General features: G+C 59.4%; 19 protein-coding genes. 10 read left to right on the forward strand and 9 right to left on the reverse strand.

The features are described 5' to 3' along the window. Positions 1-49: 49 nt before the first annotated feature. Genes rfbC through ACQR1W_RS13520 form a run of 4 tightly spaced genes read right to left on the reverse strand, consistent with a single transcriptional unit; the run spans position 50 to position 3,206 of the window. Positions 50-631 carry a dTDP-4-dehydrorhamnose 3,5-epimerase gene (gene rfbC / locus ACQR1W_RS13505; RefSeq protein WP_434851243.1) on the reverse strand — a complete coding sequence of 194 codons (582 nt, stop codon included), beginning with the start codon at positions 629-631 and terminating at the stop codon, positions 50-52. A gap of 14 nt (positions 632-645) precedes the next feature. Continuing rightward, on the reverse strand, positions 646-1,722 hold the full coding sequence (locus ACQR1W_RS13510) for an NAD-dependent epimerase/dehydratase family protein (RefSeq protein WP_434851244.1): 1,077 nt from the start codon (positions 1,720-1,722) through the stop codon (positions 646-648). 15 nt (positions 1,723-1,737) lie between these two features. Further along, positions 1,738-2,391: a PIG-L deacetylase family protein gene (locus ACQR1W_RS13515; protein WP_434851245.1), complete on the reverse strand. Its 654-nt coding sequence runs from the start codon at positions 2,389-2,391 to the stop codon at positions 1,738-1,740. Continuing rightward, positions 2,388-3,206 carry a sugar phosphate nucleotidyltransferase gene (locus ACQR1W_RS13520; protein WP_434851246.1) on the reverse strand — a complete coding sequence of 273 codons (819 nt, stop codon included), beginning with the start codon at positions 3,204-3,206 and terminating at the stop codon, positions 2,388-2,390. The genes ACQR1W_RS13515 and ACQR1W_RS13520 overlap by 4 nt, the downstream gene beginning before the upstream one ends. 395 nt (positions 3,207-3,601) lie before the next feature. Between ACQR1W_RS13520 and ACQR1W_RS13525 the strand changes: the two genes are divergently transcribed. The 7 genes from ACQR1W_RS13525 (at position 3,602) to ACQR1W_RS13555 (ending at position 14,288) form a co-directional block, all read left to right on the forward strand. Then, positions 3,602-4,561, forward strand: coding sequence for a hypothetical protein (locus ACQR1W_RS13525; protein WP_434851247.1), 960 nt, complete (start codon positions 3,602-3,604; stop codon positions 4,559-4,561). Between the two features lie 46 nt (positions 4,562-4,607). Next, positions 4,608-5,921, forward strand: coding sequence for a hypothetical protein (locus tag ACQR1W_RS13530; RefSeq protein ID WP_434851248.1), 1,314 nt, complete (start codon positions 4,608-4,610; stop codon positions 5,919-5,921). Between the two features lie 12 nt (positions 5,922-5,933). Next, the gene (locus ACQR1W_RS13535; protein WP_434851249.1) at positions 5,934-7,298 is read left to right on the forward strand and encodes an O-antigen ligase family protein; all 1,365 of its coding nucleotides are present in this window, start codon (positions 5,934-5,936) and stop codon (positions 7,296-7,298) included. A gap of 571 nt (positions 7,299-7,869) precedes the next feature. Further along, on the forward strand, positions 7,870-9,873 hold the full coding sequence (gene asnB, locus ACQR1W_RS13540) for an asparagine synthase (glutamine-hydrolyzing) (RefSeq protein WP_434851250.1): 2,004 nt from the start codon (positions 7,870-7,872) through the stop codon (positions 9,871-9,873). Continuing rightward, positions 9,863-11,470: a GMC oxidoreductase gene (locus ACQR1W_RS13545; RefSeq protein ID WP_434851251.1), complete on the forward strand. Its 1,608-nt coding sequence runs from the start codon at positions 9,863-9,865 to the stop codon at positions 11,468-11,470. Before asnB ends, ACQR1W_RS13545 begins: the two co-directional genes overlap by 11 nt. 153 nt (positions 11,471-11,623) lie before the next feature. Beyond that, on the forward strand, positions 11,624-13,099 hold the full coding sequence (locus ACQR1W_RS13550; RefSeq protein WP_434851252.1) for a right-handed parallel beta-helix repeat-containing protein: 1,476 nt from the start codon (positions 11,624-11,626) through the stop codon (positions 13,097-13,099). A 226-nt stretch (positions 13,100-13,325) separates the two neighbouring features. Then, positions 13,326-14,288, forward strand: coding sequence for a glycosyltransferase family 2 protein (locus tag ACQR1W_RS13555; protein WP_434851253.1), 963 nt, complete (start codon positions 13,326-13,328; stop codon positions 14,286-14,288). Positions 14,289-14,307: 19 nt separating this feature from the next. Here ACQR1W_RS13555 and ACQR1W_RS13560 read toward each other — a convergent pair whose 3' ends face one another. The 4 genes from ACQR1W_RS13560 to ACQR1W_RS13575 all read right to left on the reverse strand — a co-directional run bounded on the left by ACQR1W_RS13560 (position 14,308) and on the right by ACQR1W_RS13575 (position 18,502). Then, positions 14,308-15,168, reverse strand: coding sequence for a class I SAM-dependent methyltransferase (locus ACQR1W_RS13560; protein WP_434851254.1), 861 nt, complete (start codon positions 15,166-15,168; stop codon positions 14,308-14,310). A 105-nt stretch (positions 15,169-15,273) separates the two neighbouring features. Continuing rightward, on the reverse strand, positions 15,274-16,104 hold the full coding sequence (locus ACQR1W_RS13565; protein WP_434851255.1) for a WecB/TagA/CpsF family glycosyltransferase: 831 nt from the start codon (positions 16,102-16,104) through the stop codon (positions 15,274-15,276). Further along, complete coding sequence (locus ACQR1W_RS13570) at positions 16,092-17,345, reverse strand: nucleotide sugar dehydrogenase (protein WP_434851256.1); 1,254 nt, start codon at positions 17,343-17,345, stop codon at positions 16,092-16,094. Before ACQR1W_RS13570 ends, ACQR1W_RS13565 begins: the two co-directional genes overlap by 13 nt. Continuing rightward, positions 17,342-18,502: a hypothetical protein gene (locus tag ACQR1W_RS13575; protein WP_434851257.1), complete on the reverse strand. Its 1,161-nt coding sequence runs from the start codon at positions 18,500-18,502 to the stop codon at positions 17,342-17,344. Before ACQR1W_RS13575 ends, ACQR1W_RS13570 begins: the two co-directional genes overlap by 4 nt. Positions 18,503-19,088: 586 nt before the next feature. Here ACQR1W_RS13575 and ACQR1W_RS13580 point away from each other — a divergent pair. The 3 genes from ACQR1W_RS13580 to ACQR1W_RS13590 all read left to right on the forward strand — a co-directional run bounded on the left by ACQR1W_RS13580 (position 19,089) and on the right by ACQR1W_RS13590 (position 23,440). Beyond that, positions 19,089-20,474 carry a polysaccharide biosynthesis/export family protein gene (locus ACQR1W_RS13580; protein WP_434851258.1) on the forward strand — a complete coding sequence of 462 codons (1,386 nt, stop codon included), beginning with the start codon at positions 19,089-19,091 and terminating at the stop codon, positions 20,472-20,474. Between the two features lie 394 nt (positions 20,475-20,868). Further along, a complete protein-coding gene (locus tag ACQR1W_RS13585; protein ID WP_434851259.1) occupies positions 20,869-21,882 on the forward strand; it encodes an NAD-dependent epimerase/dehydratase family protein in 1,014 nt (337 codons plus the stop codon). A gap of 205 nt (positions 21,883-22,087) precedes the next feature. Further along, on the forward strand, positions 22,088-23,440 hold the full coding sequence (locus tag ACQR1W_RS13590; protein WP_434851260.1) for a sugar transferase: 1,353 nt from the start codon (positions 22,088-22,090) through the stop codon (positions 23,438-23,440). Between the two features lie 223 nt (positions 23,441-23,663). Here the strand turns inward: ACQR1W_RS13590 and ACQR1W_RS13595 are convergent, their stop codons facing one another. After that, positions 23,664-24,353, reverse strand: a complete 690-nt coding sequence (locus tag ACQR1W_RS13595; protein WP_434851261.1) for a LuxR C-terminal-related transcriptional regulator — start codon at positions 24,351-24,353, stop codon at positions 23,664-23,666. Positions 24,354-24,551 lie beyond the last annotated feature (198 nt).

The raw sequence follows: 24,551 nt of genomic DNA on the forward strand, positions 1-24,551 counted from the left end.
CGCCGCCACACACCTCACCCGCAACCGAAAGCCTTCATCGGCAAAATCGTCATGCAGCTGCAGCGATATCGAGAGACATCCTGCGCTTCACGTCGTCTTCGACGTCATGCAACGGGCGAAACGCCCGATCTTTCGATGAGATCACCGAAACCGGCAGGGGCCATGTGAGACCTAACCGCGGGTCGTCGTGCAGGAGCCCGCCCTCGGCGCTGGGAGTATAGAACTCGCCGACCTGGTAGCTCGTATCCGTATCGTCGCGTAGCACTTGATAGCCGTGCGCAAAACGCTCCGGCACGTATAGCGCTGTCATGTTGTCCTCGTTGAGCTCGACGGAGATGTGCTCGAGGTAGGTCGGGCTCTCGGGCCGCAAGTCAACGATAATGTCGAAAATGGCTCCGCGCGTGCATCGCACCAGCTTGCTCTCGGCAGCCGGCGGATACTGGAAATGCATGCCGCGTAGTGTGCCCTTCTTCGTATTCGAAGCGATGTTGGCCTGCGCAATCACAGACCTTAGCCCATGATCGCGGAATTCGTTCTGGCAGAAGGCGCGCGAGAAGAACCCCCGTTCGTCCACCTTGCGGTCGAGATCGATGATGAAGGCGCCTTTGAGCTTTGTCTCGGTAAAGATCATTATTCGCCCTCGGCTTAACCATTGACAACAGCAAGCTCGTGATCGGCTTCACGCTCGGCCGCGGGCCGCCGCCGCAGATCGTCGGCGATGACGCCATCGGCAACCAATTTCCGGATCTGACCTATGCGCTGGTAACGTGCCCCCTCGAACTCCTCCAGCGTCAGCTTCGATTGTCGGAAAGCGTTGTAGAGCTGCGCGGCGCCCCGTCGAGCATCCCATTGCGGCTTGAAGCCGGGCAGGACGCGCGCGATCTTGTCAAAGTTCACACGGTAAGAGCGCGTGTCCGGGCTTGCGTCCGGAGCGAATTGAAGCTTGCAGCCGGGAACGGTGTCGGCGACGATCGCAGCGATATCGCGAATGCGGTAATTGTGTGCGGTCTGGCCGACATTGAACGCTTGATTTATGACCAGGTTCGCCGGCGCCTCCAGCGCTGCCACGAAAGCGCGCGAAATGTCTTCGATATGGACGATCGGCCGCCAGGGCGTTCCATCCGACTTCAAATAGATCAGACCCTTGGTGACCGCCCATGCCACCAAATTGTTGAGCACGATGTCGAAACGGATGCGTGGCGAGACGCCGTAGGCGGTTGCCGGACGCAGGTAGACCGGGCAGAACTCGTCATCGGCGAGCGGAGCGATATCGCGCTCCGACAGGACCTTGGATTCGCCATACGCGGTGACCGGGTTCAGCGCCCCGGTTTCATCGAGCATGGCCTCGCCGGCCTGTCCATAATTGCTGCACGACGACGCCATCAAGAACCGCCCGACGCCCGCCTCCTTGGCGAGTACGGCGAGGCGCACGCTGGCACGGTGATTTATCTCGTATGTCAGCTTGCGACGAAAAGTTCCCAGTGGGTCGTTCGACAAAGCGGCCAGATGGACAATGGCGTCGAGCCCTTCGAGATCATTGCGCGTGACGTCGCGGATATCTTTGCGGATAGTCGGCACCTTCAAGATGCTGCCCCCCGCCTCGAATGTACAATTCTCATAAAGATCGCTGTCGAGTCCGATCACGTCGTGGCCGGACGCCAGTAGCTTCGGGACCATAGCGGTCCCGATATAACCCAAATGTCCTGTGACCATTACACGCATGAGCCACCATCCTGTTCACTGCAGCACGAGCTTGCGCATGTGGAATGCTTCCGCGAATCCGTCCGGTGCCCGGCACTCCGCGCCCCGCAGCCGCGCCAAGCCGAGAAATGTCTGTGCGTCGAACCAGTCCTTCGAGCGTTGCGTTCCGAAATGCTCGCGAAGCAACGTCGCCTTCCGCTCTATGAGCACCTTGCTTGCCGGAATGAAGATGTTCGGCTGGCCTAGGTCCCCGTCCCATTTCGGGATCTCGTATTCCAGGATCATATGGTCGCGAAACGTGTTCCACGTCAGCATCGACACCTCGCGATGATCCTGATGCGCGTCATTGCGCGAGTGGCATAGGATCACATCCGGCGATACGCGCCGTTTCAGCCCCTCGAACCAAATCTTGATTTCGGCTCCCTGGTACGGGAAGAACCCGTCCTTGAACTCTGCCACCTCGATGACCGATTGGGCGGCGCCGGCCAGAAATGCCTTGGCCGATGCAAGCGCCTCGCCGGCACGTAGACCGCTGGCACTGAGCACCGCCCAATGCACGTCCAACCGCACGCCGTGCTCGATCCAGCCGAGGACCGTCGCACCCGCGCCGATCTCGATGTCGTCCGAATGAGCTCCGATACAAAGGACGGACAGACGCTCGCCCGAACCAGCAAGTTCGATGAGCTTCATCCTATCTTCCTTTTTGCATCAGCTGCAGCGCGGGAAGCCAAATTCCAATAGCGGAGCCAAGGCATCTTGCCTTTCTCGACGAGGTCCTCAAGGACCTGCTTGTCCTTCAGCGTATCCATCGGTCGCCAAAAGCCGTCGTGCCGGAAAGCCATGAGCTGGTCGGCTTCAATCAGGCGCCGAAATGGAGCCTCGACGAGTTCTTCGCCGTCACGCATGTAGTCGAATATTTCCTTGCGGAAAATGAAGAACCCCCCATTGATCCAGAGATTGGCATCCTGGCTGGCGCGGATGCGCTCGACTTTCCCGCTTGGCTGCATGTCGACCAGGTGCAGACTGAAGGACGGCCGTACCGCAATGAAGCAGGCGACCTTTCCGCTTGCACGAAACTCCTTGGTCATCTCGGTGAGATCGAGGTCGGAGAGGCCGTCGCTGTAGTTGGCAAGGAACATATCCTCGCCCGCAAGATGCTCTCGGACGGCCCACAGCCGTTCGCCTATATTGCGCCACATGCCCGTATCGATCATGGCGATGCGCCAGTCCTGCTGCCGGTCGCCAAGGATCTCGACCTGATTCCCGAAACCCGTGACGACGCAGTCGGCGTAGGTCTGCGGCTTGTAGTTCAGGAAATATTCCTTGATAACGTTTGCCTTGTAGCCAAGGCACAGGATGAAGTCGTTATGACCGAACTGGCCGTAGTAGTGCATCAGATGCCAAAGGATCGGTTTATCCCCGATCGGAATCATTGGCTTAGGAATGCTTTCGGACACGTCCCGAATACGCGTGCCGAGACCGCCACAGAATAGAACTGTCTTCATCTCCACGGCCTTTGTTTTGTTTGTCTGTCGGTTTTCGGATCGGCCTCCAATTGAACGTCATATTCCGGACCTGGTGCGCGTGAATTTGCAGCACGCGGTCGTCCTTGTCTCGCCGGAACACGCAAACTTGCTGGCTTCTGAAACTCGGACCCCCGTTAATGTCGTCCCATTCTTCAACTGAGCCGACGCAGGATAAAGACGCAGGATAGAGGTGAAGCCTGTTGGTGAGAGCGCACAGAGTCAACGACACGTATGGAGTACCCCTTGGAGGCCATCAAATCCTGCCGAGGGAAATGACGGGGCTTGGCGATTTATCCTGAAGTAGCCCCTTTGCCGCGCAGGCCTCGTCAAAAAGCGCTCCCCGCGGCCGTCTCCAATCAGATATTGGATCGACGATGAACACACCTCTCAAGTTCGATCAGGATAAGCGGCCCGATTTCCAGTTCGAGCGCTCGGACCATCGAGCCCACTATGACGATTTGACCGCCCAAGCACTGGCATCGATTGCACGGCACAAGGGGCTGATCATATCGATGGTCGCGTTCGTGCTCGCGCTCGCGTGCTTCATCATACCGATATTGCCGCGAAAGTATTCGGCGGAAGGTCTCATCTATCCAAATCTGTTCTCGCGTGAGCAAGGAAAACGTGATCAGGAGAAATTGGTGGCTCTGGCAAGCGTCGATGCCGCGGCCATCGTCACCGGCGAGGCACGTCTGATCCGTTCCGACGCCTTCCTGCGGGCGGTCGCAAAGCGTCTCGGACCGGAGGCGACCAAGTCCCCCTCATGGACGACGCAGAACCTGGATTGGGTTCGGGCCACGCTGCTGCCGGAAACCCGTAACCATTCGCCGTTCGACCGGAGGGTTGCGATGCTGCGCAACAAGGTCGCCGTGATGAATGATACGCGGTCATACCTCATCTCGATTTCGTTCACGGCCACGTCGCCTGACGAAGCTGCGCGGGTGGTCAACGCCTTCCTCGTCCAGTACCTCCGCGACAAGGCGATCCAGCGCGGGCTGGACCGGGTGGCCGGTGCCGACGCTGAGCTGCAGCAGCAACTGGCGGTCTACGGCGACAAGCATCCGAAGGCTTTGCATGCCGCGGCGGAACTTGATGCCGCGCGCGCCGCACTGGAGACGATGTTGAAGCCGCAAGAGGGTGATCAGAGCGAAATCGCCGGCGACCAAAGCGTCAGGCTGGCCGTGCCAAATCAAACACCGACAAGTCCCAACGGGTTTGCGATCCTTGGACTGTCGTTTTTCTCGGCCTTGCTGGCTGGCATTGCTTTGGCCATTCGACTCGACCGCAGGGAAGCTAGACGCACGACGGTCGTCTACCAGACGCAACCACAATAGCGCGGCCGTACTGATCCCGCGCGAGAGAGACTGTCGACAGCATTCCATGGGCGGCACCAAACTTCTCATCGAGAGAGCATCATGGACGCTCGTGGACCAGGGCGTGGTGAGCCTCGGCAATTTTCTGCTCAACGTGCTGCTCGCGCGCACGCTCAGCCAAGAGGAGTACGGGGAATTCGCACTGTTCCTCGGCGCCATCTTCATCCTGCGGAACATTGATTACTCGCTCATCTCCTATCCGCTGTCTGTACGCCTCTGTGTCGCCAGCGACGAGGAGCGCGCCAGCCTGCTGGGAAACACGATCCTGCTCGCCGCCACTCTGGCGGTGGTGCTGGTCGTGGTCATGGTGCTTGGAACCACGCTGCTAAAAGTCGACAATATCGTGTTGCCCGCTTGCCTCTGCTATTTGTGCTGGCAGGCGCAAGAGACATCGCGGCGATGCCTACTTGCCGACTTCCTCTATCGCGCCGCGGTAGCCGGAGACGGTATCGCCTTTGTTGGGCAGTCCGTGTTGATCGGGCTGCTGGCTTGGCTCGATGCCATCAGCCTTCCGGTGACGCTCTACATCATGTCGTTGACGTTCGGCGTCGGTGCCATCGTGCATGCGTCGAAGCTGCGATTTGCTTGGCCGGATGTTGCTGAAGCCCGGCGGTTGGCGCGCGACTATCTTTCGATCGGCAAGTGGTCTCTCATCAACTACTGGCTGGTGCTTGCCCGCTTTCAGCTCTTTCCCTGGGTGCTGGCCGCCGTTGCAGGCACCGCAGCCACCGCATCGCTTCAGGCCGGCCTGAACATCGCCAACATGATGAACCCCATCATCATGGGGATAGGCAATGCCATACCGCAAGTTGCCGCCCACGCGTACCGGACTGGAGGTGCGATCGGCGCTTCGCGCGCAGCCCTTGGCTACGTCCTCTTCGGCCTGGGCCCGATGCTGCTCATTTCTGCCGTGGCCGTTCTAATGCCTGAGCTGCTTCTGCGGATGGCCTATGGTTCGTCATCGCCGTATCTTGCCGTGGCCCCAGCCTTGCAACTCCTCGCTGTTGCCGGTGTGCTCGACTACGTCGCGGAAATGATCAGCAAGACGCTGCTCGGCGTTGAAGCCGGCAAGCTCGCCTCCTTGGTCAATGTCCTGGCCGTCGGCGCCGCTGCGGTGCTGGCCCTTGTGTTCATCGGCCAGCTCGGCGTGTTCGGGGCATGCCTCGCTCTCTTGATCGCCAATCTGGTGCGTGCGACCGGAGCCGTGATCGCAATCGTCTGGCTGATCGCCGACGAAAGATCACGTGCGCCGTCGCGCTCTGCCGTGGCGGTCAGTCCAGCTCCGATCGACAAGTCTCTCGGTGCTCCCGTAGAACAATGAACGATTGCAGCAATGCGCGACACGCAAGAAACATTGACGGACACATTCAAGACAGAATCCCGAAGCTCCCTGATCAACGGCGATCGATACCTCGCGTTCCTTGCGATCGTGTTGCTTGGCTACGCGGTGATGGGGAAAGGCTTCGCCTATCTCGGCTTCCCGCCGCTCTACGTAGGCGAGATCACGTTTCTCAGCGGAATCATCGTCTTTCTCAGGAGTGGCGCTTTTGTCGGCGCGGTGTCGACGTTGCCGGCCACCCTGCTGATCGCGCTGATGGCCTTGGTCCTTGTGCGCACGCTCCCGTTCGTTGGCCGGTACGGTTTCGATGCCCTGCGTGACAGCGCCATCGTCATTTACGGCGGTTTTGCCTTCATCACCATTGGTCTGTTGCTTGAGGATGCGCGCCGGATCAACGTCGTGCTGCGCTATTATGGGACCATGCTCACGAGCCTGCCTGCCATGTTCGTGGGGTTACTGCTCGCCAAATACTGGGGGGACGAGATTCCGATGCTGTACGGTCCGGTGCCGATCGTGGATATAGGTCCGAGCGCTGTCGGGACGCACTTGGCGGGCACCATGGTTTTCGTTTTGATCGGCTATCGCAGAGTCTCAGTCCTCTGGGCTGTTCTGTGGTTCGCCACGCTGGCCTTGGTCTGCGCGACCAATCGCGGCGCAACGCTTGCTGTCATCGTGCCGATTGCCATTGCGATGCTTGCACTCGGGCGGTACCGGCAGATGCTCGTGACCGTGGTGATGTCGATAGGCATATTCGCCGCTCTTCTCGCGCTCGAATCGACCTTCGGCGATTTCGAGGAAGCCAGGGATTCGATGGATCGTCCGGTCAGCGCGCACCAGATCGTCGAAAACGCCAAGAGCATCATCGGACAATCAGGCGAGCAAGCGGAAGGCACCAAACAATGGCGACTGAATTGGTGGGACGTCATCATCAATGATACTATCTACGGCCCCAATTTCTGGACCGGCCGAGGCTTCGGGATCAATCTCGCCGATGCCGACGGATTCTACGCAGGCGACCCACGCAATCCTCGTCCGCCAACGCGCAGCCCGCACAGCGCGCACATGACTCTGTTGGCCCGAGCCGGGATTCCCGGCCTGATGCTGTGGGCGCTCGTTCTCGTATCCTGGTTCGCGCTGATGATACGGGCAATACTATCGGCCCGTGCCCGCGGACAGGAGCGGTGGGTCGAACTGTTCATATTCATCGCCTGCTACACGCTAGCGATCCTCATCAATGCGTCGTTCGACGTCGTGCTGGAAGGTCCGATGCAGGGCATCTGGTTCTGGTGCCTTTTTGGCTTCGGCGTCGGCTCTGTGATGGTCTATCGCGCTCAGCCCTTCGCGGATTTTCGCCGATAGATGTGCGATGAACTTTAGACCACGGCGTCCGCTCTAGGCGACCTTCGGTCGCCCGTCACGCGTAGCCGTTAGCTGCCCGGCGCTTTCTGCTCAACCGATCCTCGGTTCGCCGGCGACGGCTGCAAGCCGCCGCCAAGTCATCATGCGTTCTGTCTGCTGGGTAAGATCGCGGCCGAACGGCGGCGGAGACTGCCCACAAATTTCGATTGGGATGGGCGCAATTGGGCGGCCGGTAGCCAATTGCAGCATGCGTTGGTGGTACCCCAAATGTTCGCCGCTAGATCACCAAAGGCCGTAGTGCAGTCAGAGCCGAACTGCCTCATCCTTCATCCAGGAGGCGTTCCGATGCACCGGGCCGTATCAGACTTGGCGGCCCAGAGTCGGCGGCACCCCTGAAGGCGCCGTGCTTATCGGTGATGTCGGTGACGGTACCTCTCAACAACACGGAAGACGTCCGCGCTGCTCTCCACCAGGGTAGCTCTAAGCAGCGGTCCGGATTTCGTGTTGATGGTGCTAGCCGGCGTGCGAATGGAACGGTGGATCATCGACAATCAAGACCGGAAGGCTCCTCGTGTGCGGCATCGCAGGCTTCCTTGATCCCGGCAGACAGCGCAGTCCCGAAGCGATGCGCCGAGATATCGTCGGCATGACGAACACCCTTGTGCACCGTGGACCCGACGACGGGGGGGCCTGGGTCGACCCGATCGCAGGAGTAGCGCTCGGAAATAGAAGGCTGGCGATTATCGACTTGTCACCCGAAGGCCATCAGCCCATGCACTCTGCATCGGGTCGGTTCGTGATCGCCTACAACGGTGAGATCTATAACTCCGTGGCGATCGCTCGCGGGCTGGAGTCGGCAGGTCTGGCGCCAGGCTGGCGCGGTCACTCGGACACCGAGGTGATGCTTGCGGCCATTGAAGCCTGGGGCCTCGACCGAGCGCTCGAGTCATTCAACGGAATGTTCGCGTTCGCGCTCTGGGATGCGCGCGAGCGGACGCTGTGCCTGGTGCGAGATCGACTGGGCGTTAAGCCTCTCTACTACGGCCGCCTCAACGGCGCACTCGTATTTGGTTCGGAATTGAAGGCGATCTCCGCCTATCCAGACGCAATGCTAACGATCGACCGCGACTGGCTGGATCGGTACTTGCGTGAGATACATCGGCGATCCGAGGACACCATCTACCACGGAGTTCGCGCTGTCTGCCCAGGAACGTATGTGACGTTCGACCAGAAATTGCAGGCGCATGAGCGCGTGTACTGGTCGGCAACCGACCAGGCCGAGATCGGATATCACGATCGCTTCTCCGGAAGCGAGGCCGAGGCCACCGAGAGATTGGACAACTTGTTGAGGGACGCGGTCCGTTTGCGCACTGTCAGCGATGTTCCGCTGGGAGTTCTGCTATCGGGCGGGATCGATTCCTCGACGATACTCGCGCTTCTCCAGCAGGAGAGCCCGAGGACGATCCGAAGCTTCTCGATCGGCTTCCCCGATCAGGGCCTCGATGAGGCGCCTGCCGCGCGCAAAATTGCCGCTCACATTGGCTCGGATCACACCGAACTCTACATGGCGCCGAACGACATCATCGAGCTCATCCCGTCGCTCGCTCGGCTGTCCGACCAACCACAATCCGATCCGTCCTATGTGTCCAATCACGTCGCCTACCGGCTTGCTGGACAGAGCGTGACCGTCACATTGTGCGGCGACGGAGGCGACGAGCTGTTCGCGGGCTACCACCGCCATCGATGGCTGCCAAGGGTGTGCCGGCAGCTCGGTTGGGTGCCAGTCGGGATTCGTAAGCAGATGGCGCAAGCGCTAACGGCGATCCCGCCGGCGACGTGGGACAAGGTCTTTGGCATGGTCGAGCCGGCGGTCCCCTCCCGGCTACGGGAGCGCACCCCCGGCGCCAAGCTCCACCGACTGGCACGTTGGATGGGCTCTGCCTCCGACGAAGAGATGTACCGCGTACTATCCACGCGCTGGGATCCCGGTGACCGCCTAGTCGTCGGCCACGATCTCGAACAACGGCGAACCGATGCTGCATTCGTTCAGCTGAACGGCAAATTCGGGATCTTGGAGCGGATGCTCGCTCATGAGCTGGTCACGACCTTCGTAGACACGCAGCTCAAGAAGGTCGATCGCGCGAGCATGGCCGTGAGCGTAGAGGCACGCGCGCCATTCATGGATTACCGCGTCGTCGAATTCGCGTTCACTCTGTCACCAGACCTGAAGGTGCGCGGCGAGACGGGCAAGTATATCCTTCGCCGAGTCCTCCATCGATACGTTCCCGAAGCATTGTATCAGCGACCTAAGATGGGTTTCCATCTGCCGTTGAGCACGTGGCTCAGAGGCCCTCTCAGAGATTGGGCAGAGGACCTATTACACCCAAGTTCCATTCGCCAGGAAGGGCTCCTGAACCCAGATCCGATCCGGGTGAAGTGGCAGGAACATCTCTCCGGCCAGCGGGATCGCGCTGACCATCTTTGGCCGGTGCTTATGCTCAGGTCTTGGCTTAAGCATCATCGCCCTGACGTCTCCACGATGCTTGAGGATCGGAGGCTGCTGGGTGTTTACTGACGCGAGATCCATCGCTGCGGACTCGATCCTGCGTGCCGACATCTGCATCATCGGCGCAGGGATTGCAGGGATCACGATCGCACGGGAATTCATCGGTCGGCCCGAGAGCGTCGTGGTTATCGAGGGAGGTGGCCTCGAATTCACAAAGTCCCTTCGCGACCTACCGACGGTGTTGCGACGACATACGCTAGGTGACCAAGCACTGGCTGGCGGGCGCAACGCTGGACAACCCTACTATCCACTCCGCTTCACAAGGGTACGCGCGTTTGGCGGCTCGTCGCGGGCATGGCACGAACATCGCGGCGTGCACGCTAGGCCGCTCGACGCGATCGATTTCGGGACACGCGACGGCTTGCCGGAGCATGGCTGGCCAATCGACAGGGAGGAGCTCGACCCCTTCTACGAACGGGCCCAACAGGTGTGCGCGTTGGGCCCGTTCGCCTATGACGCGAAGACATGGGAAGCGCAGGGTTACGGCGCTCCGCTTCCTCTGGACCCCAAGCTCGTCGAGTCGGTGATCTTCCAGTTTGGCAAGCGCAGCAGATTCGATCGATACGAGCATGACTTCGCACGGGCTGAGAACGTCAGCATCTTGCTCCACGCAGCCGCCGTGCACCTCGCCGACAGTGGCGGGCGCTTGGTCCGGGCGGACTGCGCGACCTTGTCAGGCAACCGATTCGGCGTCCGCGCGCGGACGTTCGTCGTCGCTGTGGGGGCGATCGAGACCGCTCGTCTGCTGCTGGTCTCAAGAGACAGCCAGCCTGCTGGCATCGGCAACGGCCGCGACCTGGTGGGCCGTTCGTTCATGGAACATCCGGATGTCGCGGTCGGATACCTTATTCCAGATCCAGAACTCGATCGAAGCGCGTTCCGGCTGTACGAGCACCAGCGCATTGGGGAGCACGTCATGGTCGAAGCGATGTTTCGCTTGAGTGACTGCACCTTGAGAACGGAGCGACTGCTCAATTCCGTGCTGCGGCTGCGACCCACCTATCGCTCCGGCATGACGGAAGCCGTGCGATCGGCACAGGTCGTCCGTAGATCGGTGCACCACGGGGTTGCAACACCGGGGTTGGCCAAGCATGCGCTGCGGGCCATCTTTGGCGCACCGCAGGTCCTCCGCCATTACGCGACCTGGCGCTCTGGGCGCCCATCGGAGGTCTTCGGCATCGACGTGATGGCCGAGCAGGCGCCGACAATGGTCTCTCGGGTGACCTTGGGGCGACGCCGAGATCGACTCGGCGTCCCCATGACAATCCTCGATTGGCGGCTGACGAGCGTCGACTGGGACTCGATCCGGCGGACCATGGAGATCTTCGGCGAGGCCGTCCGTAAGGCGGGCGTGGGCACGGTGATCTCGACCGTTGGGAAGCATTCGCCGGCGGTCTTCGGCAACTGGCACCATCTCGGTACGACACGGATGCACCGCGATCCCGCGCGCGGAGTCGTGGATGAAAACTGTCGCGTACACGAGATGACGAACCTCTACATCGCCGGAGGCTCAGTCTTCCCCACCGGTGGCTATGCCAACCCGTCGCTGACCATCGTCGCGCTCTCGCTTCGGCTCGCCGATCACCTCAGATCGGCGCCGAACTAGGATCGACTGTGTCGAATGGGTTTCAGCAAGAATGACTTTCGGATTTGGAGTGCCGCCCACAATCGATCTGACCTGTGAATGCTGGCTGGCGCGGTGGTCAAGGGTACGCAGTCGTGTCGCCCTCGAGAACGCGAGAGGTGCAGGATGGGCACAATGACAGGATGGCTTCGCAGTTCGGCGGCACGACGGACATTCATCGGAACGCTGGCGTTCTGCAGCGTGTTGGTCGCTGCCGCCGCCGCCTTCGTCGACGTCAACAGTTCATCTTGTCCATCTGATGCGATAGCCATTGAGCCCGGCCGTTCGATCCAGGCCGCGGTCGATTTGGCCGGCGAGGGCGCCGTGTTCTGCTTGAAAAAGGGCATTCACAGAGCGCAAGCCGTTCGGCCGCGGTCGGGCCAGATCTTCTATGGGGAAAGCGGAGCCGTTCTGAACGGCAGCAGGTTGCTGGACGGCTTCAGGCGTGAGAACAATTATTGGGTGGCAAACAGTCAGCTGCAGCGCATTCCCCGACACGGCGAATGCCTGCCGAGTGCCCCGGCCTGCGACCAGCCCGAAGCGGTTTTCATCGACGACAAGCCGCTGACCAAGGTGCCAAGCAAGGGGGCGCTTGCACACAATTCCGTTTACATCGACTACGCTGGTGGCCAAGTCTATTTGGCCGACGACCCGACGAACCACCAGGTCGAAGCAACAATTGCCGCGTTTGCGTTCGAAAGCAATGCGCCCGACGTGGTGATCAGCAACCTCACGATCGAGAAGTATGGGAGTGCGGCGCAAAAAGGCGCCATCCACGCGAATGCTGCCGCCAGATGGACAATGGAAAATTGCGTGGTGCGCCTCAACAGCGGGGGCGGAATCAATGTCGGGACCGGCGGTCACGTGCACAATTGCGACATTCATCACAATGGGCAGATCGGTATCAGCGGCAACGGCAATGATATCATGATCGAGGATAATCACGTCTGGTCGAACAACGTCTATGGCTTCGACCCGGAATGGGAGGCAGGCGGAGCCAAGATTGCCCAGAGCAGTGGCGTCACGTTCCGCCATAATCACGTTCACGACAACAATGGCGTCGGCTTATGGTGCGACATCGAGTGCCGCAACGTCATCTACGAAGACAATCTCGTCGAAAACAATCAGTACAACGGCATCTTCCACGAGATTTCGTTCAATGCGGTGATTCGCAGGAACGTGGTGCGGCACAATGGAAGTGGAAGAAGATGGTTCTGGCATTCCGATATCGGCATTGCCGCGTCTCAGGATGTGGAGGTGACCGACAATGTCGTGACGGTCGAACCCGGGGGGTGCGGCATCATGCTGATCGATCAAGGACGCCGGAGCGAGGAAGGTGCGATATACAAAACGCGCAACATCACCGTTCACGGTAACGAAATGACATTCGAAGGACCCCCGTGCACCGGGGGCGCGTCCGACACCGCGCCAGGGGACGAAAACTTTGCCATCATCACCGAGGGCAACAACCGGTTCGACGCCAACACGTACCGTGTTCGCAGCACGAGTGGTCCGGCTCGCTTCGTTTGGGGCCGGGACGTTACCGACTGGGATGGTTTTCGCCGCAACGGCCTTGAGCGAAGCGGTCGCCTGATCCCATCCGACAAATGATGCTGAGGGGGTGGCAGCATCGCGAGGGGTACCCGAGTTCTTGTGTCTCGGGAGCGGATCGATTGGGCGTGTCGAGGTGAGCGACGTTCGACATGCTCAGCGGTTCAGTTGATCGTTCCGACGGATTACCTCCAAAGTCGATGCAGCTACTACGCAGGCGTCCGTTGATCTGAGCTGTTGTGACCGACATGATCCGGACGGCGTCAAGATACGGAGCTCCAGCTAGATGCCCAAGCTCTCGATCGGAATTCCGGTATTCAATGGAGAGGAATTTTTGCCCGAGCTGCTCGAAAGCTTGCTGGCGCAGACCTTTGAAGACTTCGAGATCCTGATTTGCGACAACGCTTCGATCGATCACACCCAGCAGATTTGTCGCGAATATGAGCGCTGGGACGCTCGCGTTCGTTATATTCGCAACCAGCGGAATCTCGGCGCTGTTGCAAACTTCAATCGAGTGTTCGAGCTCTCGACGGCGCCCTTGTTCAAATGGGCGGCCCACGATGATGTGCACCACAAGGCCTACCTGGAAACGTGCGTCCGCTTGCTTGAAGATAATCCGGAGATCGTTCTGGCCCACAGCGCTACCGCCTTCATCGACGAAAAGAGTCAACTCCTGCCTTTCGACCAGGAGACAGGAAGCTTTGTCGATCCAGGAACAGGAAGGCGCTACTGGGCGGACGTCCCGAGCATCGGCGATGATCCGGCTGCCATCAATCGATTTTGGCAAATACTCACGCGCGCCCGCTGGGGGACTCATATGTTCGGCGTCGTCCGTCGAGAGATCCTGCACCGCACGTCGCTCCTGCCCAATTTCGCCGGCAGTGATCGTGCGATGCTGGCAGAGCTGGCTCTGCTTGGCCGTTTCCGGTGCGCAAACGAACGATTGTTCCTAAAGCGATTCCATGCCAACGTCTCGGCCGCTCTTGACCTCAAGGAGTTGAGAGGCTTCCTCAGCACTGACGGCAAGCGCTATTCACGACGACTGCGGCAGACGAAGGCTTTCTTCGGTGCGCCCATGGGCAAGCCGATCGGCACCATGAGCAAGTTGGCATGCCTCATGCTAGTGGCCGCACATAGCGCCAAGATCACTGTCCAGTCGGTCGGCCAGAATGACCCGCGGATGGCGGCCGATGGCTATGGGTGGCAGGGAGCGCTTACCGCGAGGGCACGTCGAAGGCTGCGTGGCTAGACGCCGCTTCGCTCGGCATTCAGCGCGCCGGCTTGGTCGGCCTTAGATGAACCCAGAGATGCCAGCCGAGGAGACGGCCGAGCGGCAGCCAGGATACGGGCAGCGGCGGTCCATGCATCCAGCGCTTATAGGCGCGGACCACCTGGAATGAAGGGAAATCCTCACGCACTTCCCGCAAGCCATAGACCTTCGAGTAGGGGTTGTCTGGCCCATCGGTGTTGCAGTTGATGAAGTTTCTCATCTTCAAATAGTTCGTCAGTCCCATTCGGCGGGCGTTCGCAACATGATCGCCATAGACGCCACCGGGATCGAGATTGAGGCCACAGAGGACCAGCAGGCCGAGGCGGCGCAGCAGACTGATCGCGACCAGATAGTTGAAAGACCATTTGGCATAGACCATCATGATCAGTTCGCCATCGGGCTTGAGGACGCGGGCGATCTCGCGCTCGGCGAGCCGAATGTCGGGAATATGATGCAGCACGCCGTGACTGAACACCTTGTCAAAGGTGTTGTCAGGATAGGGGATGGCCAGCGCGCTGCCTTGCTTTAGTTCATCATAGGGCAGCTGGCGCAGCTGCAGCCGGGTGCGCAGCCGGGCCACGGACTCCGCGGTGAGGTCCAGCCCGGACCAGCGCGCTCCCCGGCGGATGATCTGCTCCGAATCTGCCCCCTGGCCGAGGCCGATCTCGAGCAGCTTCGCGCCGCGAAAGTCGATGTCGTCGAGACAGCCCAGGATGTGCGCCTCGTGGCCATAGCGGAAGGCGTCGTACTGCCGGAAGAACCCGTCGTAGTCGCCGTGGAAGGCATGATCGAGGCCGCCGACCTGCTGGTCACCGCAAGGATGAGCCTGCCAGAACGCTTGGACCTGTGCTTCGTTCATGGGTTCGCTTCCTCCGAGGCTATCCTGGTATTTGCGGCCCGAAGTGAGAGCTGAGAGCGCCTAGCCCGTTTCAATCAGGCGCTCACTTGCCTGTGGCCGCTGCTTCTAAGCCCGCCCGCGCAAGGCATCCCATAGCCAATAAGAGACAAAGATAGAATGATATCGCAGGTATCGCGGGCCCAGTCGAAGCGGCTCCTTGCTCAAGCGGTAAGCCCAGGTCAGCCCCATCCGTTGCATCCACGACGGAGCGAAAGAGCGGCGACCGCTCAGCAGCGTAAATGCATCTCCAACGGCAAGGAATACACCTCGCCGGTAGCGCGGCTGATTGTCGATGATCCACTGTTCCATCCGCACGCCAGGCAACGCGACCCACACGAAATCCGGATTGGCGCGATTGATGATATCGGCGAACAACACCTCGTCGGCCTCCGTGAAGGGCCGGAACGGCGGGCTAAGCATGCCGACGATGTCGATATCCGGTTGCAGCTGGACCAGCGCTCGTCGCAGTTCGACCAGGCAGTCCTCGGAATCACCGAAAAAAAAATGGCGCCAGGGGCGCGGCGTGTGCTGCAACGCGTGTCGCATGAAATAAGGACCATATACCCGGTCCTTCAGGCCGGCGCCACGCAGGTTCAGCGCCCAAACCACCGGCATTCCGTCTGGCAAGACCAGGTCGAACCGGGAGAGGACCTTGGCGAATGCGGAGTTGTGCCGGGCCTCTCCAAGTATGTGGGTGTTGGAGGGGCAGACCGCGGTCGCCCGCGGTTCACGAGCGAGCGCCTCGATGCGTTCCAGAGCTGAATCGTAAGTGGCACAAGCGACCGACGTTCCCAAAAGCCTGATGGCTTCCAGTGATCCATTGGTCGCATACGCGGCATCGGCTCGCACGGAGCGGGAGCGACCGGAATCAATCGGATTTCCATTCACAAATGCCATGGCGTGAATACCCTCGTTCCCGCCGTGGGGGCCAACTCCTGATACTGGGGCCACGGACAGCAGATAACCGCGAGCCTCACACCGGGATCATTCCTGAATTTATCCCAGTCGGGTATCAGTTCGAACTCGTGGAGGCTCGGAGAATTGGCCGGTGTTGCAGCGAAGTCATGGATGAGAACGCGGTAGCCGCGCCGTTTGAGCTGCTGCGCCAGAAAAAGTCCTGCCGCTTCTTCGGTAATATGCGTGTTCGGTTTGTAAGAGACGCCGAGAACCGCAACGGCTTCGCCGGGCCTTGCCATTTGCTGGACCTTTTCGACAAGCTCTTGCTTGGTTCGCTCGTTTATGCGGTCGGACGCCTCGGCCAGCGGCGCTTCCAGTCCGACCTGCCGAGCGGTGTAGGCCAGAAGACGGTTGTCGCGCGGGAAACAGGGGCCTCCATAGCTCAAACCGGCGCGCAGGTATTTTTTTCCAATTCGGCTGTCGCTGCCGAGAGCGTCGAGTATGGCATGGATATCGGCCCGTGGATGACGCGCTGCAATCAGCCGCAATTGATTGGTAAAGCTGATCTTCATCGTGATGTAGCTGTTCAGCGAGATCTTTGTTAGCTCCGCACTGACGATGGACATGCGCGCGATGCGCGGCGAATTGCGGTTATACTGGGTGTAAAGTTGTTCGAGGGCCGCGCCGCTTTGGGGATCCGATTCGCCAATCAGCACCAGATCCGGGTCCAACAAGCCATTGATGACGTCGCCGAGCGCGATGAACTCGGGATTGTAACAGACGCCGAAATCCTGGCCGCAAACGCCGCCGAGTTCGCGTTCCAGCATAGGAATCAAGACCGCGTCGACGGCACCAGGCGTGGTCGTTGAGCTACAGACAAACAGATGATCTCTTTTGCCGGCGTCCTTCATCGCCTTGGCAATCGGCTGCATGGCTTTCAGCAAGAATTCGTTGGAAAAGCTTCCGTCCGCCAGACTCGGCGATGGCGGAATAAAGAAGGTTGCATCCGTAGCCACGGTCTCCCGGGGATCGAGCGTGGCGCGGAGCCGGGGCTGTCCTGCTCGGATCGTTTCTGCGAGCAGCGGCTCGTCAAGCGGCGCCAAGCCTTCATTGATCTTTTTGATTTTCTCGCGGTCAATATCCACGCCGACAACGTGGAATCCGCGAGCCGCCATCGTCGCTGCTATGCACGCGCCCAGTTTTCCCAGACCGCAAACCGAAACTGTCTTGATTGAGTTCATGCTGAGTGAACATGTTCGGCCGCAGCGCGCGCAGCGGCTTGGTGAGAGGAGAGAGCGGCTCGAGGGCACGCGTCAATGGAGACGCGTTCGAGCCAGATTTCGCGCCACCACGAGTGGATGCTGCGAGTGCAGAACATCCGCCGACCGCTATAAAGCGCTTTGCAGCTGGTACCTTCCAAGATCACGGCCGGCGTATTCATCCGCCTCATCTGTCCGGTCTTTTCGTCCACGAAGCGTTCAACGCGGGTACTGACGCGAAAGACCTTGCCGCAGAAGGGCACGAGTTCGGCATCAAACGACATGCCTCTGTTCGAAAGCCTGCCGTCCAGCGTCGCAAGGATGTCTCCATAGGATTTGACCCGCACCAGATCGCCCGGCTGAAGGCCGAGATCGCATCTGGGCGTGGATTGACCTGCGGGGATCGTGCCCTTCATTCGGGGGAACGGAATACCCCCGGTGATCGCCTGAAATCGATTGTAGAGCCAACGGGCGGGGCGACCCCATCGGTCGCTGAAGGCCAGCGTTCCATAATAGTAGGCCAAATACCAAAAGCCGCGGGCGAGCTGCTGCAGCGTCTGGTTGCCGGCTCTATAGGCCTCGACATATTGTCGGGCATCCCACCAACCGAGCGGCTGTGTGTAGTTGAGTAGTTCCGTCGCCTGACACGAATATCTGACATCGCCGCCAACGCCTTGGTGCTTTGTGGCGCCAAGCACATCGCGCTCCGTGCAGCGATTGGGGGGCTCCACTTCCCTCGACAAATGGAGCCGCCTTGGCATGTACTGGACCTGCACCGGTCCATCCACCGGCTTCAGCCAGGCCACCTTCCAGAAAATGAGGCAGCCGGCCTGACATCCATCGTAGGCATCACCATCGCAACGGAGGCTGAGATGGTATCCATCCAGCAGGCGTCGCCCTGAATAGTTCCCGCTGACCGTATCGCAGGTTTTGTAAGCGGTTTTGTAGATCCGAAAGCGCTGGCCGCAATATTTGAACATCTGCGGCATAAACGGTAGCCCGTCGAGGCGCCCATTCTTGTCGAGCGTTCTGAGGATCTCCTCCTTGCTCAGAACCTCCACCCAATCATCTGCACGCGCCCGCATGTTCAACACCTTACGGTCGGGAAACGCGAGCTGAACTCTTGGGGTCTTGCCCATAGGGGTCACCACGTTCCAATGAACTCTCGTCTCTGCGTGGCCTAGTTAAACCAATATCTTTGACGGGCCAGCGCTCTAAAGAAGCGCAATGGCAGCTCTTAGGAGGTAACCACCAGGAACGATCGACAACCATCTGTGTACGACGAGTGCCGGCTGCAGACAGAGTAGATCTCGGCGGAGGCTTCGCAGACGACCGTCTTGGGACGAACACTCTGGGACGAACACGAAGATGCCGACGGAGCGTGCCACCCGCCTCCTGCCGGCGGCTGCCAATGCGCTGGCCGACCTTTTTGGCGAATTGTGTTGGCACCTTTCCGCCCAGTGTCGTAAGCCACGCGACTTCGCGTGCTTCGTCAGAGGCTCGCTATATATGAAGGTAAATGGACACATCGTCAGGTTGCAAACGTCTGAGATCGAGGCCTCAATGCGCACGAGGCAGGTGCGCGACTGCACCGCGTAAGTGCGGCGAGCATACACGAACGATCCACGAAGGGTTACCTACGAAGACGCCGTCGTGCCGACGGGCATTCTTGATGATTGTGCCGTACAATGCGGCCTGGTGCGAGGTCCATGAGACAGTACCGAAATGATGTCAGTTCTTGGAAAACCGAAGCATAGTCGTGGAGGAGGAAGCTCCCTGAATTTCCAGGCCTTTGCATTGGTGATATTTGCGCTCCTTTTTGCATGGCCGATTTCTACCGCGAAGGCACAATCACCAGCTCCGCAAGCATACCGGATCGGCGCCGGCGACAAGATTGGAATAACCGTATTCGGCCAACCCGACCTATCCGGTGAAGCGACCGTTGATCAGGGCGGCAACATCCGAGTGCCCATGATCGGTGACATTTCCGCAGTCAATCTTACGCTGGGCGAACTCGAGGGCCGTATTGGTCAGGCGCTGATGCAGGGATATCTGCGTGATCCCATGGTCACCATCAAAATAGTGGAGTTTAATCCGATCTACGTGGTCGGCATGGTGCGAACACCGGGTATCTATCCTTACCGCGAAGGCCTGTCGGTGCTCGGAGCCATCGCGCGTGCGGGCGGCATCGGCTTGGCCGAAGGTCAGCAGAGCGGCATGCTCGGTGCCGTGTTGCAAGCGGAAGAGCGCGTTCGCCTGCTTGAAGTCAATCGCGCGTCTCTCCTTGCAAAGCGGGCGAGATTAGTCGCACTACAGAATGGCAACAACCGCATCGAGTTCCCTGACATGTCCGGCCTGGCCGTCGATCCCGCCCGCATGGCTCAGATCAACGACGGCGAACAGCTTGCGTTCACAGCAGAGCGAGACGCCCTCAAACAGGAGACGGAGGCGCTTCAGAAGCAACTTCCGCGTCTGGAGGCCGAGATTGCTTCACTCAATCACCAGGTGGAGCTTGAACAGCAGCAGCGCAGTCTCAATCATGAACTTATCGCGGAATACGACCAGTTGAACAAGAGCGGCCTCGCGCGCAAGTCAACATACATCGAGGTGAGGCGCGAAGAAGCACGCATAGACGGCAACATAGGACGTCTTCAATCCGACGCGCTGAAGGCCGAGCTATCGATCGGCGACCTGCAGTTCAAGATCACGGAATTGCGTGACAGCTATCTGCGGCGTGTGACGACGGAACTGCGGGAGACGGACCGATCGCTTCTGGAACTGACAATTACGCTTCCCGCCGCTCAGCGCACCCGCATAGCTCTTGCGCGTCAGATCGGATTGTTGACTACAGCGCAGGCGCAGGAGCCGGCCATAACCGTGGTCCGCGCCAAAGCCTCCATGAATGTTGGATATAATGCGACTGCCGACTTCCCGCTGCAGCCTGGGGACATTGTGCAAGTCGGTTCGCTTTTTCCATCCAGACCGGAGCAGTTCCGGGACCAACTTGGGGCATCCGCAGTAAACGCGGTACAGAGCGAGACGTCATCGCAGATGGGACTCGTCACTCCGACGCAAGAGAGGGCGGCTGAATCGACCCAAAAAGTCAACTGAGCCTGAGCCACTTCAGTTACCCGCGACGGCGCTACGCGAGCAGCAGTCCGACTACCCTGCTTCGGGGCGATTGCCGGGACTGGCGTTTGCCTGGCGTCTGTCCAAGCTCTAACACTCTAACATTTGCCTGACGACCTTCAGTGTGCCGCCTTGAGATTGGCGTAATGGATCGTGCGGTCGTCGCCATCAGCGGTGCCACCGCTGATCAAGGTCGTTCAATCAGAGCGCATGTATTTCCATTCGCCTCGTCGGCGCTGCGCGACTGCGCCGGCTCCGTCGTTGCGAATGAAACGATTGACAATTGGGCTACTCCCTCTGCGCGCTTGAGAGCGCGACCGTTCGCCGTAACGTGCCCTTATCGGAACGATCGTCAGCGGCGGAGGCAATGAATCAAATGAACCAAATTCATATGTCGAATGCATTGAAGCCTTGGGCGTTGGTCACAGGAGCGGGCGGCTTCATCGGGCATCACCTGGTGTCGTACCTGAAGGCAGAAGGCTATCGCGTGCGCGGCGTGGATATCAAGCTTCCCGAGTACGGCCGCACCGATGCGGACGAGTTCTTGCTGCTTGACCTCCGAGAACTGAAGAATTGCCAGGCCTGCACGGCCGGGATGGACCTCGTCTACCATCTGGCGGCCGACATGGGCGGAATCGGATATATCACCGCGTCGCATGCTGGGATCGCTCATAACAACTCGCTGATGAATCTCTATATGCTTGAGGCCGCACGCGGCCACGATGTCGGGCGCTTCTTGTTCTCTTCCTCGGCCTGCGTCTATCCGCATGGCCTGCAAACGTCCCCAGACGTCACACCGCTGCGCGAAGAGGACGCGTTTCCCGCAGAGCCTGAAGAAGGCTACGGCCTTGAGAAGCTCTACGCGGAGAAGCTCTGCCAATACTATATGGAGGACTATTGTCTCCGTACGCGTGTCGTACGCTTCCACAATGTCTATGGACCGCTCGGCACCTACGACGGTGGTCGAGAAAAGGCACCAGCCGCGATGTGCCGCAAGGTCGCGTGCGCTCACAGCCCAGGTACGATCGAGGTCTGGGGAGACGGCAGGCAGAGCCGCTCCTTCATGTACATCGACGATTGCGTCGAAGGTATTCATCGCATCATGCAATCTGACTATGAGAAGCCGCTCAACCTCGGTACAGACGAACTGGTCAATATCGATGAGCTTGCCGAGATCGTGATCGCGGCATCAGGAAAGACGATCACGCTGGTGCACGATCTTACCAAGCCGCAAGGAGTGCGTGGCCGGAATAGTGACAACACGCGGCTGCGTACGGTGTTGCATTGGGAGCCGAAACTGGCGTTGCGGCAGGGAATTGTTCCTACCTACCACTGGATCGCTTCGCAAACGGCGCATACGGCTCCCGGCGCGATGGTCGCGGCCGAATAGTGTCCCCAAACTCCGGTTAGCTCATTCATCGACGGATCCTTTTATGTCTACCGCAGAGGCGCGCGTAGGCCGCCCACTATCACCGCCCGGTGGCAAGCCATTCGGGCTTGGCGGTGGAGCCCACCGCCGGGGTACGGCCAGGAGAGGCAGACGGCGACGACAAGTTGCCGCGAGGCTTTTTGCAGGGGACATCGTGTCAGGCGGTATGGCCATCGTTGGCGTTGCCGTGCTTGTCGAGGTGGCACGGTCAACCGACCAGATCGTCCGGATGCAGATGCAATTCTGCATCCTGTTGTTGCTGTTGCTTGGCGTCAACGGCGCGCTTGGACTCTATCGGTCCAATATCGTAAGCCCAATGGAGCGCTTCCGGCTTCGCGCAATGGCAATGCTACTCTTCGTCTTCACGGGCGAGTTGATGTGGATTCGTGGGGGGCCATCGATCGAACTGGCAATCGTGCCATTGGTTGGCGTAGTCGCTTTGGTATTCGGCTTATGGGTGGAGCATTTGATCCACGCGCGACTGGGAGGAGCGGATGTCTATTGTGCTCCGGCCGTGATTGTTGGTACCGGCGCAAAGAGCCGCGCGCTCGCCCGCCTATTGCTGACCCACGCTGCCTGTGGTTTGCGACCCATAGGCTTTATCAACGATAGCTCATGCTCTGGGGACCTCGATGAACCGTTGCCGCAGCATGAGGCGAACGGAGCCGGTGTAACCCTGCCCGTGTTCGGTACGATTGATGAATGGCGCGCGGGCGGCAGCGCGGAAGTCGTGGTCGTTCCGGATCGTGAGCTCCTGCCCCAAAACCCCGCTGACCTCTATAGGTTGGATGTTCGGCATCTCCTACTGATCACCAGCCTCGGTGAATTTCCAACGTTCGGCCTTCATATTCGCAACGCGGACGGCTTCGTTGCCGTCGAGCTGAGCGGAAATACCCATTATCCCCGCGAGGAGTTGAAGCGTGGGATCGATCTCGCCGTGGCGGTGCCGCTCTTGATTCTCGCCGCGCCAATCATCGGAATGCTTGCACTCGCGATCAAGCTCACCGATCACGGCCCCGCCTTCTATGGCCAGTGGCGCGTTGGCCGAAATGGAAAGCCGATCCGGGTTCTGAAGCTACGCACAATGTATAGGGATGCCGAAGGGAGGCTCGAGAGGGTGTTGGCCAGCAATCCCGATCTGCGCGAACATTGGCAGCGCTATTTCAAGTTGGCGAAGGATCCTCGCATTTTGCCGCACGTCGGCAGCCTGATGCGCCGCACCAGCCTTGATGAGCTTCCCCAGCTTTGGAATGTGATCCGCGGCGACATGAGCCTGGTGGGACCGCGACCATTTCCCACGTACCATCTCGATGCTTTCGATCTAGAGTTCCGCGAGTTGCGGGCAACAGTCCCACCCGGATTGACCGGCTTGTGGCAGATCTCATCGCGCAGCAATGGCGATCTCGATGTCCAACGCGCGGCCGACTGTTTCTATATCAAAAACCGTTCTCTCTGGCTCGACCTATATATCCTTATCGCAACACTGCCGGCAGTGATCGCTGCGCAGGGAGCAAAATAACTACCGAAACAGCGAGGACCTATTTAATATCTGAATTAGCAGGGGGAGTTATCTCCACGAACTGACCCTCGCGCGCGGATTATCCTCGAGCTTTGTCATATAGTGATCGAAAAACAGCGTTGTCCGTATATTCTTATCAGGCGCAAGAGCTATCGTGTAAATACCGGTGTCTTGCTCAGGGACGCGAGAGAACGGAGCCCGACCGATGCGCCTGTTCATCTTGTCAGGGATGATGATGTCTCCTCCGGCTTTGTTTGTCGCCCTCGTGATCTCCGAGAGACAGGGTGAGATTGTCATTTTGAGAAATGGCGAGCGCCGCGAGCGCTGTTCGGTTGCCGATATCAAGTTTCTGAAAGATGTGATGAAGGTGCACTTTGATGGTGCCGTCCGTTATACTTAATCGCCGCCCGATTTCCTTGTTCGATAGTCCTTCGGATACCATACGAGCAATCTGACGCTCGCGGTCTGTCAGCGCCGTCAAAGCCTTTTCGGAAATCGCGCTTCGTTGCCCAAGTGTCGTCTTGCCCGCCAAGGGCAGCTGCAAAAACCTTTGGCCATTAGCCACATGCCGCAAAATCTGCACCAAAGTATCGAGCTCCGCATCTTTGGAAATGACAGCGTGAGCGCCCGCTGCAGCAAAGTCGCCCTCCTGGACCGATGAGACAAAAAAGACCAATCGCGTAGAAATACCGGCGGCGCGTGCGACGGCGAGTGTCTGTAGACCTGCCACATCCGGCATTGAGATATCTACAATGGCTATATCCGGCATGAAAACCTGTATTGCCCGAGCGCAGCTCGCACCGTCGCGGCAAAGCGCGACAATCTTGAAGTCGCGCTGCGCTCTCAGCACGCTGCTCAAACCTTCCAGAGTCACCGGATGCCGGTCTGCGATAACAACGCGAGTGCGGCGCATGCGGTCTTCGCCCCTCTTGCGAAAAAGCAAGCACAAAGGCTTTCACGAACCTCTGTTGCAACCACCAATAAATGAGATATTTTGTCGCAACTTTTCTATACCCAACGGTATATAGGGATATCGGGGGTTTGGTTCTAGAATATAACCTAAATTAAACTACGGCCATTTTCACGTCCAAGCAACTCGCCCCCAACCACA

The sequence above is a fragment of the Bradyrhizobium sp. HKCCYLS1011 genome (assembly GCF_051167795.1).
GTDB lineage: Bacteria > Pseudomonadota > Alphaproteobacteria > Rhizobiales > Xanthobacteraceae > Bradyrhizobium.

Coding starts and splice junctions, on each gene's coding strand:
- ACQR1W_RS13525 (WP_434851247.1), top strand. CDS start 3,602: ATGAACACACCTCTCAAGTTCGATCAGGATAAGCGGCCCGATTTCCAG.
- ACQR1W_RS13510 (WP_434851244.1), bottom strand. CDS start 1,722: ATGCGTGTAATGGTCACAGGACATTTGGGTTATATCGGGACCGCTATG.
- ACQR1W_RS13550 (WP_434851252.1), top strand. CDS start 11,624: ATGACAGGATGGCTTCGCAGTTCGGCGGCACGACGGACATTCATCGGA.
- ACQR1W_RS13560 (WP_434851254.1), bottom strand. CDS start 15,168: ATGAACGAAGCACAGGTCCAAGCGTTCTGGCAGGCTCATCCTTGCGGT.
- ACQR1W_RS13535 (WP_434851249.1), top strand. CDS start 5,934: ATGCGCGACACGCAAGAAACATTGACGGACACATTCAAGACAGAATCC.
- ACQR1W_RS13570 (WP_434851256.1), bottom strand. CDS start 17,345: ATGAACTCAATCAAGACAGTTTCGGTTTGCGGTCTGGGAAAACTGGGC.
- ACQR1W_RS13515 (WP_434851245.1), bottom strand. CDS start 2,391: ATGAAGCTCATCGAACTTGCTGGTTCGGGCGAGCGTCTGTCCGTCCTT.
- ACQR1W_RS13575 (WP_434851257.1), bottom strand. CDS start 18,502: ATGGGCAAGACCCCAAGAGTTCAGCTCGCGTTTCCCGACCGTAAGGTG.
- ACQR1W_RS13585 (WP_434851259.1), top strand. CDS start 20,869: ATGAACCAAATTCATATGTCGAATGCATTGAAGCCTTGGGCGTTGGTC.
- rfbC (WP_434851243.1), bottom strand. CDS start 631: ATGATCTTTACCGAGACAAAGCTCAAAGGCGCCTTCATCATCGATCTC.
- ACQR1W_RS13565 (WP_434851255.1), bottom strand. CDS start 16,104: ATGGCATTTGTGAATGGAAATCCGATTGATTCCGGTCGCTCCCGCTCC.
- ACQR1W_RS13580 (WP_434851258.1), top strand. CDS start 19,089: ATGATGTCAGTTCTTGGAAAACCGAAGCATAGTCGTGGAGGAGGAAGC.
- ACQR1W_RS13590 (WP_434851260.1), top strand. CDS start 22,088: ATGGCCATCGTTGGCGTTGCCGTGCTTGTCGAGGTGGCACGGTCAACC.
- ACQR1W_RS13520 (WP_434851246.1), bottom strand. CDS start 3,206: ATGAAGACAGTTCTATTCTGTGGCGGTCTCGGCACGCGTATTCGGGAC.
- ACQR1W_RS13555 (WP_434851253.1), top strand. CDS start 13,326: ATGCCCAAGCTCTCGATCGGAATTCCGGTATTCAATGGAGAGGAATTT.
- ACQR1W_RS13530 (WP_434851248.1), top strand. CDS start 4,608: ATGGGCGGCACCAAACTTCTCATCGAGAGAGCATCATGGACGCTCGTG.
- ACQR1W_RS13595 (WP_434851261.1), bottom strand. CDS start 24,353: ATGCGCCGCACTCGCGTTGTTATCGCAGACCGGCATCCGGTGACTCTG.